2 protein-coding genes (1 of these 2 cut by a window edge) are annotated in these 17975 nt (G+C 70.0%); both read left to right on the top strand.

All coding sequences use genetic code 11. From position 1 onward, the window contains the following. On the top strand, nucleotides 1-16556 hold the 3' portion of the coding sequence (locus NR798_RS17220) for a non-ribosomal peptide synthase/polyketide synthase (protein ID WP_375772566.1). The gene continues 10654 nt to the left of window position 1, outside the view; only the last 16556 of its 27210 coding nucleotides appear in the window; its start codon lies beyond the left edge, outside the window; its stop codon occupies nucleotides 16554-16556. Continuing rightward, entirely contained in the window at nucleotides 16553-17941 is a 1389-nt protein-coding gene (locus NR798_RS17215; RefSeq protein ID WP_375772565.1) for a cytochrome P450, read from the top strand. Before NR798_RS17220 ends, NR798_RS17215 begins: the two co-directional genes overlap by 4 nt. Nucleotides 17942-17975: the final 34 nt, after the last annotated feature.

Below are 17975 nucleotides of genomic sequence, written 5' to 3'. Positions count from 1 at the left end.
AGCTGGAGGGCCTCATCGGCTTCTTCGTCAACACACTCGTGCTGCGCACCCGCATGGAGGGCAACCCGTCCTTCCGCCAGCTGCTGCAGCGCGTGAGGGAGACGACGCTCGGGGCCTACGCCCACCAGGATCTGCCCTTCGAGAAGCTGGTGGAGGAGCTCCAGCCCGAGCGCAACCTCAGCCACAGCCCGCTCTTCCAAGTGTGGTTCGTGTTGGACAAGCCCCGGCTGGCGGACTTCAGCAGCGCGGGCCTGAAGATGAGCGCCCAGGAGCCCGACACCGGCGTGTCCCGGTTCGATCTGGCGCTCTTCCTCTCGGACACGTCCGAGGGGCTGGCCGGAAGCCTCGACTACAACACCGATCTCTTCGACACCTCCACCATCGCCCGCATGGCCGAGCACCTGCGGATGCTGATGCAGGGCGTGGTGGATGCGCCAGACGCCGGCATCTCCGAGGTGCCACTGCTCACCGCCACCGAGCGTCAGCAGGTGCTGGTGGAGTGGAACCAGGCCCGACGCGAGCTGCCCGAGTCCCCGCTCGTCCATCGCCTCTTCGAGGCCCGGGTGCGCGGCGCTCCCGATGCCCCCGCCTTGCGCTTCGGCACGGAGGAGCTCACCTACGGCGAGCTCAACGCCCGCGCCAACCAGCTCGCCCGCCACCTGCGCCGCCTCGGCGTCGGCCCGGACGTCCTGGTGGCCATCTGCCTGGAGCGCTCCCTGGACCTGGTGGTGTCCATCCTCGCCACGCTCAAGGCCGGCGGCGCCTGGGTGCCGCTGGATCCCTCTCTGCCCTCCGAGCGCCTGGACTTCATCGCCTCGGATGCCTCCGCCCCCGTCCTCCTCACCCACTCGTCCCTGGAGCACCTGCTCGATCGCCGCGGCTACGTCTTCCTGCTCGACGAGCACTGGGAGCGGGTGGAGCGCGAGTCCGAAGAGGACCTCGACGTTGACGTGCACGGCGGCAACCTCGCCTACGTCATCTACACCTCGGGCTCCACCGGCCGTCCCAAGGGCACCCTCCTGCAGCACCGCGGCCTGTGCAACACCGCCCTGCAGACCGTCGACTTCATGGACCTGCGGCCCGGCCGCCGCCTCCTCCAGTTCTTCTCCTCCGCCTTCGACGCCTCCGTCTCCGAAATCTTCCCCTCCCTGCTCTCCGGCGCCTGCCTCGTGCTCGCCTCCCGTGACGAGCTCATGCCCGGTGCACCCCTGCTCCAGGTGGTGCAAGCGCAGTCCATCACCACCCTCAAGCTCACCCCCTCCGTCCTCGCCCAGCTGCGGCCCGAGGACTTGAGTGGCGTGCAGACGCTCATCACCGCTGGCGAGGCCTGCTCCTCCGACTTGGTGGCCCGCTTCCAGCCGGGGCGCCGCTTCGTCAACGCCTACGGCCCCACCGAGTGCACCGTCTGCGCCACCGTCAACACCTCCGTCGACGCCCGGCGTGTCTCCATCGGCCAGCCCTTCCACAACGTCCGCTCCTACGTCCTCGACTCCCGCCTGCACCCGCTCCCCGTCGGCGTTCCCGGTGAGTTGTATGTCGGCGGCGCCGGCCTGGCCCGCGGCTACCTCGGCCGTCCGGAGCTCACCGCCGAGCGCTTCCTCCCCAACCCCTTCTCCTCCGAGCCCGGCGAGCGCCTCTACCGCACCGGTGACAAGGTGCGTTGGCTGGCCGATGGCTCCCTGGAGTACCTCGGCCGCATCGACTTCCAGGTGAAGCTGCGCGGCTTCCGCATCGAGCTGGGCGAGGTGGAGTCCGCCCTCTGCCTTCACCCCTCCGTGCGCGAGTCCGTCGTCCTGCTGCGCGAGGACTCCCCTGGCCTCAAGCGCCTGGTGGCCTACCTCGTGCCCACCTCCCCTCTCCCTTCGGGAGAGGGACGGGGTGAGGGTGTCACGCCCCCCGGGTTGAAGCCCGAGGAGCTGCGGACCTGGCTGCAGCAGAAGCTGCCCGAGTACATGCTGCCCTCCTCCTTCGTCGTCCTGGAGGCCCTGCCCCTCAACTCCAGCGGCAAGCTGGACAGGAAGGCCCTGCCTCCTCCTGACTCCTCCCGCTCCGAACTGAAGTCCTCCTTCGTGGCGGCTCGCAACGAGGTGGAGCAGCACCTGTGCGGCATCTGGGCGCAGGTGCTCGACCTGAAGCAGGTGGGCATCCACGACAACTTCTTCGAGCTGGGTGGCGACTCCATCATCAGCCTCCAGGTGGTGGCTCGCGCGCGCCAGGTGGGCCTCTCGCTCACCACCCGCGACCTCTTCCAGCACCAGACCGTCGCCAGACTGGCACAGGTCGTCCAGGTCTCCGCCCAGAGCGCCGACGAGCAGGGCCCCGTCACCGGCTCTGTGCCTCTCACGCCCGTGCAGCACCACCTGCTGGCTCACGACGCGGCGCACGCCCACCACTTCAACCAGTCCGTGCTCCTGGCTTCCCGCCAGCCCCTGGAGCCCGCTCTGCTGGAGAAGGCCCTCCAGCACCTGCTCTCCCACCACGACGCCCTCCGCTTGCGCTTCCGCCAGCACGAAGGCGCCTGGCTCCAGGAGAACGCCGGCCCCGAGGAGGCCCCCCTCCACCTGCTCCAGGTGGAGCTCTCCTCCCTCCCCGCGTCCGAGCAGCCCAAGGCCCTGGAGGCCGAGGCCGCGCGCCTGCAGGCCAGCTTCGACCTCTCCCAGCCGCCCCTGCTGCGCGCTGCTCTCTTCCAGCTCGGCAACGGCCAGCAGCGCCTGCTGCTCGCCGTGCACCACCTCGTCGTCGATGCCGTCTCCTGGCGTGTCCTGGTGGAGGACCTCGAGTCCGCCTACCAGCAGTTCCAGCAGAGCCTCACGGTGACGCTGCCGGCCAAGAGCACCTCCTTCCAGTCCTGGGCCCGCCGCCTGCAGGCCCATGCGCGCTCGGAGCGCCTGCTGGCCGAGGCGCCGCTCTGGTTGGACGAGGCCCGCCAGCACGTGGCCCCGCTGCCCACCGACACCTCCGGCCCCAACACTCAGTCCTCCGAACGCGCCGTCTCCGTCTGCCTCGACACCGAGGAGACGAAGGTGCTGCTCCAGGAGGTGCCTTCCGCCTGGCGCGCGCACATCAACGACGTGCTGCTCACCGCGCTGGCCCGCGCTCTCGGCGAGTGGACGGGTCAATCCCAGGTGCTCTTCAACGTGGAAGGCCATGGCCGCGAGGAGCTGTTCGAGGACGTGGACCTCTCGCGCACCGTGGGCTGGTTCACCTCCTTCACGCCCGTTCTGCTGCCCGTGCCTTCCGGCGGCTCGACGGGTGAGTGCCTGCGCTCCGTGCGCGACTCGCTGCGCCGCCTGCCCCACCACGGCCTCGGCTTCGGTCTGCTCCGCTGGCTCGGTACTCTCGACGTGGCCCAGCGGCTCCAGGCCCTGCCCGCGCCCCAGGTCGCCTTCAACTACCTCGGCCAGCTCGATGCCGCGACCACCTCCAGCCGCTTCTTCTCCCTGACGGATGAAGCCTCCGGGCCTCGCACCGCGCCTTCCGGCTCGCGCCTGCACGTGCTGGAGGTCAATGGCTCCGTGCTCGGCGGGCAGTTGCGGCTCGCCTTCAGCTACAGCGCCCACCTCCACCACGCCTCCACCATCGAGTCGCTCGCCGGCCGCTTCCTGCACCACCTGCGCGCCCTCATCTCCCTGCGCTCCTCCGAGGACGCTCGCCGCTTCTCTCCGGGCGACTTCCCCCTCGCGGCCCTTTCCCAGCCCGCGCTCGACGCCGTGCTGCGCCAGGCCGGCTCCGACGTCGAGGACCTCTACCCGCTCTCTCCCACCCAGCAGGGCATGCTCTTCCACGCCCTGCTCTCTCCCGAGTCCTCCACCTACTTCGAGCAGCTCTCCTGGACGGTCACCTCCTCGCTCGACCTGCCCGCCTTCCTGCGTGCCTGGAAGGCCTGCCTCCAGCGCCACACCATCCTGCGCTCCTCCTTCCACTGGGAAGGGCTCGATGTGCCCCTGCAGGCGGTCCACTCCCAGGTGGAGCTGCCCTTCGAGCTGCTCGATTGGCGTGAGCTGCCCGCCTCCGCGCAGCACGCCCGCTTCGAGCAACTGCTGCGAGAGCAACGTCAGCTCGGCTTCGATCCGCGCCGCGCTCCGCTGATGCGGCTGGTCGCCGTGCGACTGGCGGATGACGCCGTGCGCTTCATCTGGAGCCACCACCACCTGCTGGTGGACGGCTGGAGCCTCGGCGTGCTCATGAAGGAGATCTTCTCCCTCTATGACGCCTTCCGCTCTGGCCCCGCGCCCGAGCCCGCGCCCAGGCCGCCCTTCCGCGACTACATCGCCTGGCTGCAGCGCCGCGACGCCTCCGCTGACGCGTCGTTCTGGCGCGGCTACCTGGAGGGCTTCACCGCTCCCACGCCCCTGCCCGCGGACACGCACGCCGCTGCCGTGCAGGGCAAGCCCCCCGCGTATCAGACCTTCGAGCTGGACCTGTCCACCGAGGCCACGTCCGCGCTGCAGGACTTCGCCCGCCAGCACCAGCTCACCCTCAACACGCTCGCCCTGGCTTCCTGGGGCCTCGTGCTCTCGCGCTACAGCGGCGAGCAGGATGTCGTCTTCGGCAACACCGTCGCGGGCCGTCCTCCCGAGCTGCCCGGCTCCGACGCCATGGTGGGCGTCTTCATCAACTCGCTGCCCACCCGCGTCCGTTTCCCTTCGGGCGCCGCCCCGCTGCTGCCCTGGCTCCAGTCACTCCAGGCCCAGCAGCTTGAGCTGCGCCAGTACGAGCACTCTCCGCTAGTCCAGGTCCAGTCCTTCAGCCAGGTGCCCCGCGGCACCCCGCTCTTCGACTCCCTGCTCGTCTTCGAGAACTACCCTCTCGATGCCTCGCTGCTGGACTCGTCCTCGTCGCTCCAGGTGCGTGACATCCACGGTGACGAGCGCACCAACTACCCGCTCACCCTCTCCGTCCTGCCTGGACAGACGCTGCGCCTGCGGGCCGTCTACGACTCGCCCCGCTTCGAGCCCGCTTCCATGCAGCGGCTGCTCGAGCACTGGCGCTCGGCCCTGCTCTCCCTCGCCTCCGCTTCCCGCCTGAGCGACGTCTCCCTGCTCTCGGACGCCGAGCGGCAGCAGGTGCTCGTGCAGTGGAACGCCACCGCCGCCGACTTCCCCGCCACCTCCTGCATCCACCACCTCTTCGAGCAGCAGGTGGCTCTGCGCCCCGACTCCATCGCCGTCGAGTTCGGTGACGCACGCTTCTCCTACCGGGAGCTGGATGCTCGCTCCAACGCGCTGGCCCACCTGCTGCGCTCCCATGGCGTCGGCCCCGACGTACTGGTGGCGCTGTGCATGGAGCGCTCCCTCGAGCTCATCGTCTCCCTGCTCGCCATCCTCAAGGCCGGTGGCGCCTACCTCCCGCTGGATGCCTCCTATCCCGCCCAGCGCCTGTCCTTCATGCTCGAGGATGCTCCTCCCCTCCTCCTGCTCACCTCTCGCGCTCTGTGCTCCCAGCTTCCCGTCTCCTCTCACCTCCCCTCCCTCTTCGTCGAGGAGCTGAGCCTCGACGGCTTGCCCACGTCCGCCCCGCTCTCTGGCGTCTCCTCCCGCAACCTCGCCTACGTCGACTTCACCTCGGGCACCACCGGCCGTCCCAAGGGCGTCGCCATCGAGCACCGCTCCGTCCTCCGCCTCTTCCACGGCATCCACTACGCACACCTCGGCCCCGAGCAGACATTCCTCCTCCTCGCCCCCATCTCCTTCGACGCCTCCACCCTCGAGCTCTGGGGCCCCCTCCTCTTCGGCGGCCGTCTCGTCGTCTTCCCTCCCCACTCCCCCAGCGACCTGGAGCTGCTCTCCCAGGTGCTCACCCGCCACAAGGTGACGACGCTCCACCTCACCGCGGGCCTCTTCTCCCAGGTGGTGGAGCACAAGCCCGAGTGCCTGCGCGGCCTGCACCAGCTTCTCACCGGGGGTGACGTCGTCTCCGCTCCCCACGTGCGCCGCGTCCTGGAGTCCCTCGGCCTGCCCGTCACCGCCTGCTACGGCCCCACCGAGAGCACCCTCTTCACCTCCTGCTTCCGCATGTCCCGCCCGCAGCAGGTGGGCTCCTCCGTCCCCATCGGCTCTCCCATCGCCAACACCCAGGTGTACCTGCTGGACGCTTCCTTCCAGCCCGTCCCCTCTGGTGTCCCGGGTGAGCTCTTCATCGGTGGCGAGGGCCTCGCCCGTGGCTACCTCTCCCGCCCCGAGCTCACCGCCGAGCGCTTCCTCCCCAATCCCTTCGGCCCCTCTGGCTCTCGCCTCTACCGCACCGGGGACCTCGCTCGCTGGCGCAACGACGGCGTGCTGGAGTTCCTCGGCCGCCTCGACAACCAGGTGAAGGTGCGCGGTTACCGCATCGAGCTGGCCGAGGTGGAAGCCGCCCTCCTGGCCCACTCCTCCGTTCGCGAGGCCGTTGCCCTCGTTCGCGAGGACCTCCCCGGCGACAAGCGCCTGGTGGCCTACTTCACCTCCGACTCCCAGCAGCTCGACACTCCCGCCCTGCGCTCCTTCCTCCAGCAGCGGCTGCCCGAGTTCATGCTGCCCTCGGCCTTCGTCCGCCTCGAGGCCCTGCCCCTCACCTCCAACGCCAAGGTGGACAGGAAGGCCCTGCCCGCTCCCGACGGCGCGCTCTCCACGGGTACCGAGTACGTCGCTCCCCGCAGTGAGACGGAGCAACAGCTCGCCGCCCTCTGGAGTGAGGTGCTGCGTGTGGAGCGGGTGGGCCTGCATGACAACTTCTTCGAGCTGGGCGGCCATTCCCTGCTCGCCACCCAGGTCATCTCCCGCATCCGCTCCGCTTTCAACGTCGAGCTGCCCCTGCGCACCCTCTTCGAGGCGCCCACCCTCGAAGCGCTCGCCCTCGCCATCGGGTCCGCCGCCCGCGCCACCCAGGCCCCCGCCCTGCCGCCCCTGCGGCCCGTGTCGCGCCAGCAGCCCCTGCCGCTGTCCTTCGCCCAGCAGCGCCTGTGGTTCCTCGATCAGCTCGTCCCCGACAGCGCGCTCTACAACCTCCCCGCCTGCCTGCGGCTGAAAGGCGTGCTGGACACCGCCGCCCTGGAGCGCGGCCTCACCGAGCTGGTGCGCCGTCACGAGGTGTTGCGCACTTCCTTCCCCTCCGAGTCCGGTCAACCCCTCCAGCGCATCGCGCCTCCCGCGCTCCTGCCCCTGGAGCGCACCGACCTGAGCGCCCTGCCCGCCCACGAGCGCGAGACCGAGGCCCACAAGCTCCTCGCGGAGGAGAGCCGCAAGCCGTTCTCGCTGGCCCACGGCCCGCTGCTGCGCGCCCTCCTGATCAAGCTCGCGGACACCGAGCACATGCTGGTGCTCAACATGCACCACATCGTCTCGGATGGCTGGTCCATGGGTGTGCTGGTGCGCGAGGTGGCGGCCCTCTACGAGGCCTTCTCTTCGGGCCAGCCCTCGCCCCTGTCCGAGCTGCCCCTGCAGTACGCCGACTACGCCGCCTGGCAGCGCCAGTGGCTCCAGGGCGAGACGCTGGAGGCCCAGTTCTCCTACTGGCGCCAGCAGCTCGTGGGCGCGCCCCAGTTGCTGGAGCTGCCCACCGACAAGCCCCGCCCCGCCACGCAGTCCTACCGGGGCGCCACCCTCTCCCGTGTCATGCCGCGCGCGCTGTCCCAGGCGCTCGAGGTGCTCTGCCAGCGCGAGGGCGTCACCCCCTTCATGGCGCTGCTCGCCGCCTTCCAGACCCTGCTCTCGCGCTACTCTGGCCAGACGGACGTCGTGGTGGGCACGGACATCGCTGGCCGCACCCATGCGGACACCGAGGGCCTCATCGGCTTCTTCGTCAATCAGCTCGTCATGCGCGGCGACCTCTCCGGCGACCCCTCCTTCCGCGAGCTGCTGCGGCGCGTGAAGGACACGACGCTCGGGGCCTACGCCCACCAGGACGTGCCCTTCGAGGAGCTGGTGCGCGTGCTCAACCCCGAGCGCAGCCGCGCCCACGCGCCCCTCTTCCAGGTGAAGCTCGTCCTGCAGAACACGCCCACCACCGAGCTGCACCTGCCCGGCCTCACCTTCCGGAGCGTGGAGGGCAACACGGGCGTGGCGAAGCTCGACCTCACCCTCTTCGTCCACGAGGGCACCGAGGGCCTGGGCTGCGTCCTCGAGTACAGCACGGACCTGTACGAGGCGGGCACCATCGCCCGGATGTTCGACCACCTGCAGGTGTTGCTGGAGTCGGCCTCCGCCAACCCCGACGTGCGCCTGTCCGCCCTGCCGCTGCTCACCAGCACCGAGCGCCAGCAGGTGCTCGTGGACTGGAACGACACGGCCACGGACTTTCCCGCCGACGCCACCGTCCACCAGCTCTTCGAGGCCCAGGCCCGGCTCACCCCGGACGCCCTCGCCGTCCACCTCGGTGCGCAGCGCCTCTCCTTCCGCCAGCTCGACGAGCGCTCCAACCAGCTCGCCTGGCACCTGCTCTCCCTCGGCGTCGGCCCCGACGTCCGCGTCGGCCTGTGCCTCGAGCGCTCCCCCGACATGGTCGTCGGCCTCCTGGCCATCCTCAAGGCCGGCGGCGCCTACGTCCCCCTCGACCCCTCCTACCCCTCCGAGCGCCTGGCCTTCCTGCTCAGCGACTCCCTCACGCCTCTCCTCGTCACCCAGGAGCACCTCGCCGACGAGCTCCCCGTCCAGAGCCAGCTCCTCGTCCTCGTCGACTCCGAGTGGGACTCGCTCATTGCCCACCAGCCCACGCACTCGCCAAAGGTGCCGGTGGCTCCCAACAACCTCGCCTACGTCATCTACACCTCGGGCTCCACCGGCCGCCCCAAGGGCGCCATGCTCGAGCACCGCGGCGTCGTCAACTACCTGCACTGGTGCACCCAGGCCTATTCCATTGCCCAGGGCAACGGCTCTCCCGTCCACTCCTCCCTCTCCTTCGACCTCACCGTCACCAGCCTCCTGGCTCCTCTCACCGTGGGCCGCCCCGTCCTCCTCGTCCCCGAGTCCCAGGGTGTCCAGGGCCTCGGCCAGGCCCTGCTCTCCGGCGACAACTTCAGCCTGGTGAAGCTCACCCCCAGCCACCTGCGTCTGCTCGAGCAGCAGCTCCCCGCTGACAAGGCCTCCGGCCTCACCCGCTCCTTCATCATCGGCGGCGAGGCCCTCACCTCCGACATGCTCGCCTTCTGGCGCCAGCATGCTCCTGACACCCGGCTGGTGAATGAGTACGGCCCCACCGAGACCGTGGTGGGCTGCTGCGTCCACACCGTCCAGCCCCACGACGCCTCCACCGGCTCCGTCTCCATCGGCCGCCCCATCGCCAACACCCGCCTCTACGTCCTCGACGCCCACCTGCGCCCCGTCCCCACGGGCGTCCCCGGTGAGCTCTTCATCGGCGGCGCCCAGGTGGGCCGCGGCTACCTCGGCCGTCCCGAGCTCACCGCCGAGCGCTTCATCCCCGACTCCTTCTCCTCCGAGCCCGGTGCCCGCCTCTACCGCACCGGCGACAAGGCCCGCTGGCTGCCCGATGGCTCGCTGGAGTACCTCGGCCGGCTCGACTTCCAGGTGAAGCTGCGCGGCTTCCGCATCGAGCTGGGTGAAATCGAGTCCGCCCTGGAGCTGCACTCCGAGGTGCTCCAGTCCCTGGTGCTCGTGCGCGAGGACTCTCCGGGCGACACGCGCCTGGTGGCCTACGTCGTGCCGCACTCCGGCGCGCAGCCTCCCTCCTCCACCACCCTGCGCGACTTCCTCCAGCACAAGCTGCCCGAGTACATGGTGCCCCAGTCCTTCGTCTCCCTGGACACCCTTCCCCTCACCTCCAACGGCAAGGTGGACAGGGCCGCCCTGCCTCCTCCCGGTACCCCGGGAACGGAGGGGATCGACTCCTACGTCGCCCCGCGCACGCCCACCGAGCAACTGCTGGCCTCGCAATGGAGCGTGCTGCTGGGAGTGGCCCGCGTCGGTGCTCGCGACAACTTCTTCGAATTGGGCGGCCACTCGCTGCTGGCCACCCAGGCCATCTCCCGCATCCGCTCTACCTTCGGCGTCAACCTCCCCATCGGCGCTCTTTTCGAGTCGCCCACCCTCGAGGCCCTCGCCGCCGCCATCGATGCCCTCTCGCGTGAGGGCCACGGGCCGAAGCTGCCGCCTCTGCGCCCCGTGGACAGGACGGAGTCGCTGCCCCTGTCCTTCGCCCAGCAGCGCCTGTGGTTCCTCGACCAGCTCATCCCCAACAGCGCGCTCTACAACGTGCCCACGCCCCTGCGGCTGGTGGGCACGCTGGACACGGCCGCCCTGGAGCGCGGCCTCACCGAACTGGTGCGCCGTCACGAGGTATTGCGCACCTCCTTCCCGGAGGAGTCCGGTCAACCCCTCCAGCGCATCGCACCTGCCGCGCCCCTGCGACTGGAGCGCGCCGACCTGAGCGCCCTGCCCGCCGACGAGCGCGAGGCCGAGGCTCACAAGCTCCTCGCCGAGGAGAGCCGCAAGCCCTTCTCGCTGGCCCACGGCCCGCTGCTGCGTGCCCTCCTGATCAAGCTCGCGGACACCGAGCACATGCTAGTGCTCAACGTGCACCACATCATCTCGGATGGGTGGTCCATGGGCGTGCTGGTGCGCGAGGTGGCGGCCCTCTACGAGGCCTTCTACTCGGGCCAGCCCTCGCCGCTGCCCGAGCTGCCCCTGCAGTACGCCGACTACGCCGCCTGGCAACGCCAGTGGCTCCAGGGCGAGACGCTGGAGGCCCAGTTCTCCTACTGGCGCCAGCAGCTCGCGGGCGCGCCCAAGGTGCTGGAGCTGCCCACCGACAAGCCCCGTCCCGCCGTGCAGTCCTACCGCGGAGCCACGCTCTCCCGCGTCATGCCCCGCGCGCTGTCCCAGGCGCTCGAGGTGCTCTGCCAACGCGAGGGCGTCACCCCCTTCATGGCGCTGCTGGCCACCTTCCAGACCCTGCTCTCGCGCTACTCGGGACAGACGGACGTCATGGTGGGCACGGACATCGCTGGCCGCACGCATGCGGACACCGAGGGCCTCATTGGCTTCTTCGTCAACCAGCTCGTCATGCGCGGCGACCTCTCCGGCGACCCCTCCTTCCGAGAGCTGCTCGGCCGCACGCGGCAGGTAGCCCTCGGGGCCTACGCCCACCAGGACGTGCCCTTCGAGGAGCTGGTGCGCGTGCTCAACCCCGAGCGCAGCCTGGCCCACGCCCCCATCTTCCAGGTGAAGCTCGCCCTGCAGAACACGCCCACCCCCGAGCTGAACCTGCCCGGTCTCACCTTCAAGGGCGTGGAGGGCAGCACCGGCGTGGCGAGGTTCGATCTCACCCTCTCCGTCCACGAGAGCGCCGAGGGCCTGAGCTGCATCTTCGAGTACAGCACGGACCTGTACGAGGCGGACACCATCGCCCGGATGTTCGACCATCTGCAGGTGTTGCTGGAGTCGGCCTCCGCCAACCCCGACGTGCGCCTGTCCGCGCTGCCGCTGCTCACCGAGTCCGAGCGGCGTCAGGTGCTCGTGGACTGGAACGACACGCGCGAGGACGTCCCCGCCGGTGTCAGCATCCACCAGCTCTTCGAGGCCCAGGCCCGGCACACGCCGGATGCCCTCGCCGTCCAGGTGAGCGATCAGTCGCTGACGTACCGCCAGCTCGATGAGCGCGCCAATCAGCTCGCCTGGAACCTGCGCTCCCTCGGCGTCGGCCCTGACGTCCGCGTCGGCCTGTGCTCCGAGCGCTCCCTGGACATGGTGGTGGGCCTCTTCGCCATCCTCAAGGCTGGCGGCGCCTACCTGCCCCTCGACCCCTCCTACCCCCGCGAGCGTCTGGAGTGGATGCTCCAAGATGCCCGCCCCGCGGTGCTCCTGGTCCAGCCCGCCCTGCTGCCACACCTCCCCGAGCAGCACGCTGCCTCCGCGGTGCCGCTGGACCTGGGGAACGAGCAGCTTCGTGGCCAGCCCACGCACTCGCCCCAAGTGCCGGTGGCTCCCGACAACCTCGCGTACGTCATCTACACCTCCGGCTCCACGGGCCGGCCCAAGGGTGTCCAGGTGCCCCACCGCACCGTGGCCAACTTCTTCTCCGGCATGGATGCCTGCCTGCGCCCGGCCCAGTCCCAGCCCGGTGTCTGGCTCGCCGTCACCCGCATCTCCTTCGACATCTCCGTCCTAGAACTGCTGTGGACAATGGCTCGCGGCTTCTCTGTCGTCGTGCAGCCCGACACCCTGGGTACCTCCTGGCTGCCCGAGGCCCTTCGCCAGCACTCCGTCTCCCACTTCCAGTGCACGCCCTCCATGGCGCGTGCCCTGCTGCTCGACGCCGCCTGCGCCGACGCCCTGCGCTCGCTCCAGCACATGCTCGTGGGCGGCGAGGCCATGTCCACCGACCTGGCTTCCGAGCTGCGCCAGCTCGTCCCCTCCCTGCTCAACATGTACGGGCCCACCGAGACCACTGTCTGGTCCTCCTCCTTCTCCGTGCCCGCTCAGCTCCACGGCCCCGTGCCCCTGGGCAGCCCCCTCTCCAACACGCAGCTCTACGTGCTCGACGAGCACCTGCGGCCTCTTCCCCTCGGCGTCCCCGGCGAGCTCTTCATCGGCGGTGACGGTGTGGTGCGCGGCTACCTCGGCCGCCCGGAGCTCACCGCCGAGCGCTTCGTCCCTGACCCCTTCAGCTCCACCCCCGGTGCCCGCCTCTACCGCACGGGAGACCGCGTACGCCGGCTCGCCGACGGCTCCCTGGACTTCCTGGGCCGCATCGACTTCCAGGTGAAGGTGCGCGGCTTCCGCATCGAGCTGGGTGAAATCGAAGCGGCCCTCGAGCAGCACCCCGAGGTGCGTCAGGCCGTCGTGGTGGCGCGCGAGGACTCCCCGGGCGACAAGCGCCTGGTGGCCTACGTGGTGCCTGCCTCCTCCGAGCAGCCCCCCACCGTCACCTCCCTGCGCGAGCTGCTCAAGCACAAGCTGCCCGAGTACATGGTGCCCTCCGCCTTCGTCTCCCTGTCCTCCCTCCCGCTCAACTCCAGCGGCAAGGTGGACAGGAAGGCCCTCCCGGCTCCCGACTCGGCCCTCGCCGCCACCTCCGAGTACGTGGCCCCGCGCACGCCCACCGAGCAACTGCTGGCCTCGCAATGGAGCGTGCTGCTGGGGGTGGCCCGCGTCGGTGCTCGCGACAACTTCTTCGAATTGGGCGGCCACTCGCTGCTGGCCACCCAGGCCATCTCCCGCATCCGCTCCACCTTCGGCGTCAACCTCCCCATCGGCGCTCTCTTTGAGTCGCCCACCCTCAAGGCCCTCGCCGCCGCCATCGAGGCCCTCTCGCGTGAGGGTCACGAGCCGAAGCTGCCGCCTCTGCGCCCCGTCGACAGGACGGAGTCGCTGCCGCTGTCCTTCGCCCAGCAGCGCCTGTGGTTCCTCGACCAGTTCGTCCCCGACAGCCCGCTGTACAACATGCCCATGCCGCTGCGGCTGATGGGCACGCTGGACACGACTGCCCTGGAGCGCGGCCTTACCGAGCTAGTGCGCCGTCACGAGGTCCTGCGCACCTCCTTCCCCTCCGAGGATGGCCAACCCCTCCAGCGCATCGTGCCCGCCGCGCCCCTGCGCCTGGAGCGCGCCGACCTGAGCGCCCTGCCCGCCGACGAGCGCGAGGCCGAGGCCCACAAGCTCCTCGCGGAGGAGAGCCGCAAGCCCTTCTCGCTGGCCCGCGGCCCGCTGCTGCGCGCCCTGTTGCTGAAGCTGGACGAGCAGGAGCACGTGTTGCTGCTCAACATGCACCACATCATCTCGGATGGGTGGTCCATGGGCGTGCTGACGCGCGAAGTGGCGGCGCTCTACCAGGCCTTCTCCCAGGGCCAGCCCTCGCCCCTGCCCGAGCTGCCCCTGCAGTACGCCGACTACGCCGCCTGGCAGCGCCAGTGGCTCCAGGGCGAGGCAATGGAAGCCCAGCTCTCCTACTGGCGCCAGCAGCTCGCGGGCGCGCCCAAGGTGCTGGAGCTGCCTACCAACAAGCCCCGTCCCGCCACGCAGTCCTACCGGGGCAACAGCCTCATGCGGCTCATGCCCCGCGCGCTGTCCCAGGCGTTCGAGGTGCTCTGCCAGCGCGAGGGCGTCACCCCCTTCATGGCGCTGCTGGCCGCCTTCCAGACCCTGCTCTCGCGCTACTCGGGGCAGACGGACATCGTGGTGGGCACGGACATCGCCGGCCGCACGCACGCCGACACCGAGGGCCTCATCGGCTTCTTCGTCAACCAGCTCGTCATGCGCGGCGACCTCTCCGGTGACCCGACCTTCCGCGAGCTGCTCGGCCGCACGCGGCAGGTAGCCCTCGGGGCCTACGCCCATCAGGACGTGCCCTTCGAGGAGCTGGTGCGCGTGCTCAACCCCGAGCGTAGCCGCGCGCACGCACCTCTCTTCCAGGTGAAGCTCGCCCTGCAGAACGCTCCCGCATCCGAGCTGCACCTGCCCGGCCTCACGCTCAAGGGTGCGGAGGGCAACACGGGCGCGGCGAGGTTCGATCTCACCCTCTTCGTCCACGAGGGCGCCGACGGCCTGAGCTGCGTCCTCGAGTACAACACCGACCTGTACGAGGCGGACACCATCGCCCGGATGTTCGATCACCTGCAGGTGTTGCTGGAGTCGGCTTCCGCCAACCCCGATGTGCGCCTCTCCGCGCTGCCGCTGCTCTCCGAGGCCGAGCGGCGCCACGTGCTCGTGGATTGGAACGACACCCGCGTGCCCCTGGCCGTGGACGCCAACATCCACCAGCTCTTCGAGGCGCAGGTGCAGCGCACGCCTGACGCGCGAGCACTCTGCTTCGAGGGGTCCTGGCTCACCTACCGCGAGCTGGACGAGCGCGCCAACCAACTCGCCTGGCACCTGCGCTCCCTCGGCGTCGGCCCTGACGTCCGCGTCGGCCTGTGCTCCGAGCGCTCCCTGGACATGGTGGTGGGCCTCTTCGCCATCCTCAAGGCTGGCGGCGCCTACCTGCCCCTCGACCCCTCCTACCCCCGCGAGCGTCTGGAGTGGATGCTCCAGGACGCCCGCCCCGCGGTGCTCCTGGTCCAGCCCTCGCTGCTGCCGCACCTCCCCCAGCAGCGCGGCGCCTCCGCGGTGCCGCTGGACCTGGGGACCGAGCAGCTTCGCGCTCAGCCCACGCACGCGCCTCCTGCCCTGGCCACCGGGGACAACCTGGCCTACGTCATCTACACGTCCGGCTCCACGGGCCGGCCCAAGGGTGTCCAGGTGCCCCACCGCACCGTGGCCAACTTCTTCTCCGGCATGGACGCCTGCCTCCACCCGGCCCAGTCCCAGCCCGGCATCTGGCTCGCCGTCACCCGCATCTCCTTCGACATCTCCGTCCTGGAGCTGCTGTGGACCATGGCTCGCGGCTTCTCCGTTGTCATGCAGCCCGACACCCTGGGCACCTCCTGGCTGCCCCAGGCCCTTCGCCTGCACTCCGTCACACACTTCCAGTGCACGCCTTCCATGGCTCGCGCCCTGCTGCTCGACGCCGCCTGCGCTGACGCCCTGCGCTCGCTCCAGCACATGCTCGTGGGCGGCGAGGCCATGTCCACCGACCTGGCTTCCGAGCTGCGCCAGCTCGTCCCCTCCCTGCTCAACATGTACGGGCCCACCGAGACCACTGTCTGGTCCTCCTCCTTCTCCGTGCCCGCTCAGCTCCACGGCCCCGTGCCCCTGGGCAGCCCCCTCTCCAACACGCAGCTCTACGTGCTCGACGAGCACCTGCGTCCTCTTCCCCTCGGCGTCCCCGGCGAGCTCTTCATCGGCGGTGACGGCGTCGTGCGCGGCTACCTCGGCCGCCCGGAGCTCACCGCCGAGCGCTTCGTCCCTGACCCCTTCAGCTCCACCCCCGGTGCCCGCCTCTACCGCACGGGAGACCGCGTACGCCGGCTCGCCGACGGCTCCCTGGACTTCCTGGGCCGCATCGACTTCCAGGTGAAGGTGCGCGGCTTCCGCATCGAGCTGGGTGAAATCGAAGCGTCCCTCGAGCAGCACCCCGAGGTGCGTCAGGCCGTCGTGGTGGCGCGCGAGGACTCCCCGGGCGACAAGCGCCTGGTGGCCTACGTGGTGCCCGCCTCCTCCGAGCAACCCCCCACCGTCACCGCCTTGCGCGAGCTGCTCAAGCACAAGCTGCCCGAGTACATGGTGCCCTCCGCCTTCGTCTCCCTGCCCTCCCTCCCGCTCAACTCCAGCGGCAAGGTGGACAGGAAGGCCCTCCCGGCTCCCGACTCGGCCCTCTCCGCCACCTCCGAGTACATCGCGCCCACCAACGACACGGAGCAGCGGCTCGCCACCATCTGGGGCGAGGTGCTGCGCGTCGAGCGCGTGGGCATCCACGACAACTTCTTCGAGCTGGGCGGCCACTCGCTGCTGGCCATCCAGGTCATCTCCCGCATCCACTCCGCATTCAGCGTGCAGCTCTCCCCGCAGGACTTCTTCGAGGCGCCCACCGTGTCGGCGCTCGCCCTCAACATGCTGCGGCTCACCGCCCAGGACGTGGGCGATCTCGAGTCGATGATGGCGCAGCTGGAGCAACTGGACGACCAGGAGGTGCAGAAGCTCCTGACCTCCGACGCACCGTCCGCGGACGATGTGGAGCCCCAAGAGTGAAGAACACCACCATGACCACTCCTAGGAATGCCGCCCTTCCCCCCGGCTCCAAGCGCCACTGGCTGCTGGGCAACGGCCTCGGGCAGTTGAAGGATCCACTGGGCCAGCTCATCCAGGGACGCCAGAAGCACGGGGACATCGTCTACTTCCAGCTGCACCACGGCCCGAGCTGGCTGCTGTCGCACCCGGACCACGTGCAGCAGGTGTTGGCGGACAACGTCGGCAACTACCTCTACATGGTGGGGGATGCGCCGGATCCACTGCTGGGCCGGGGCCTGTTCGCCAGCACCGGAGACTTCTGGCGCCGCCAACGGCGCATGGTGCAGCCGTCCTTCCATCGCGCGCGGCTGGCGCGGATGGTGGAGGGGATGGTGCGGGACGTCCAACAGCTCGCCGAGCGCTGGACGCCCCAGGCCGGCACCGGTGAGCCGATGGAGCTGCTGGCGCAGATGCGCAGGCTGACCATCACCATGCTCGGCACCTCCATCTTCTCGGAGGACGTGTACGAGAGCCGGGATCCGCTGCGCGCGGGCATGGACCAGCTCGGGAAGATGATGCATGGGCCACCCATCTCGATTTTCAGGGCACTGGCGGGGCTGCTGGGCCTGAACGGCTCGCAGACGAGGCTCTTCTTCGGCGCCATCGAGCAGCTCAACACCGCCATGTACGGCCTCATCGCCGAACGCCGTCAGTCCCCCTCCGGCAAGGACGACATGATGGCGATGCTGATGGAGGCCCAGGACACGCAGGGCGTGGCCATGACGGACACCGAGCTGCGTGACGAGCTGGTGAATCTGTATGTCGGCGGGTACGAGTCCACGGCCGTGGCGCTCACGTGGATTCTGTATGAAGTGATGCGCCACCCCGAGGCGGAGCAGCGCCTGCGAAGCGAGCTGGCCACCGTGCTGGGAGGACGGCCGCTCACGGCCGAGAGCCTCCAGTCCCTGCATTACGCACGGGCGGTGGTGGAAGAGACGCTGCGCCTCCACCCTCCCGCGTGGAACATCGTGCGGCGGGCGGTGGGGGAGGATCAGCTCGGCGGCTACACGGTGGCCCCGGACACCAAGATGCTCATTCCGCCGTACATCCTGCACCGGCATCCCGAGTTCTGGCCGGAGCCCGAGCGCTACCTCCCCGAGCGCTTCCTTCCCGAGCAGAAGGAGCGGCAGCACCGCTATGCGTACATGCCCTTCGGCGCGGGCCAGCGGCAGTGCGTGGGCCACGGCTACACCCTGACGCTGTTGACGATCACCCTCGTCACGCTGCTGCAGCGCTACCAGTTGCGCCTGGAGCCGAAGCACCGGGTTGTCGCCATCGCCGCCTCCACCCACCGCCCCGTGAAGGGCGTCCTGGCCACGCTGCACTCCGCGCCCCAGGCCGCTTGAGCACCCGCCCCCTCTTTCCTCCAAGCCCCTGCCC

The sequence above is a fragment of the Archangium gephyra genome, assembly GCF_042230915.1.
Lineage (GTDB): Bacteria > Myxococcota > Myxococcia > Myxococcales > Myxococcaceae > Archangium > Archangium gephyra_B.
Note: the sequence above shows the minus strand (reverse complement) of the source record. Positions and strands in the feature narration are given on the sequence as shown.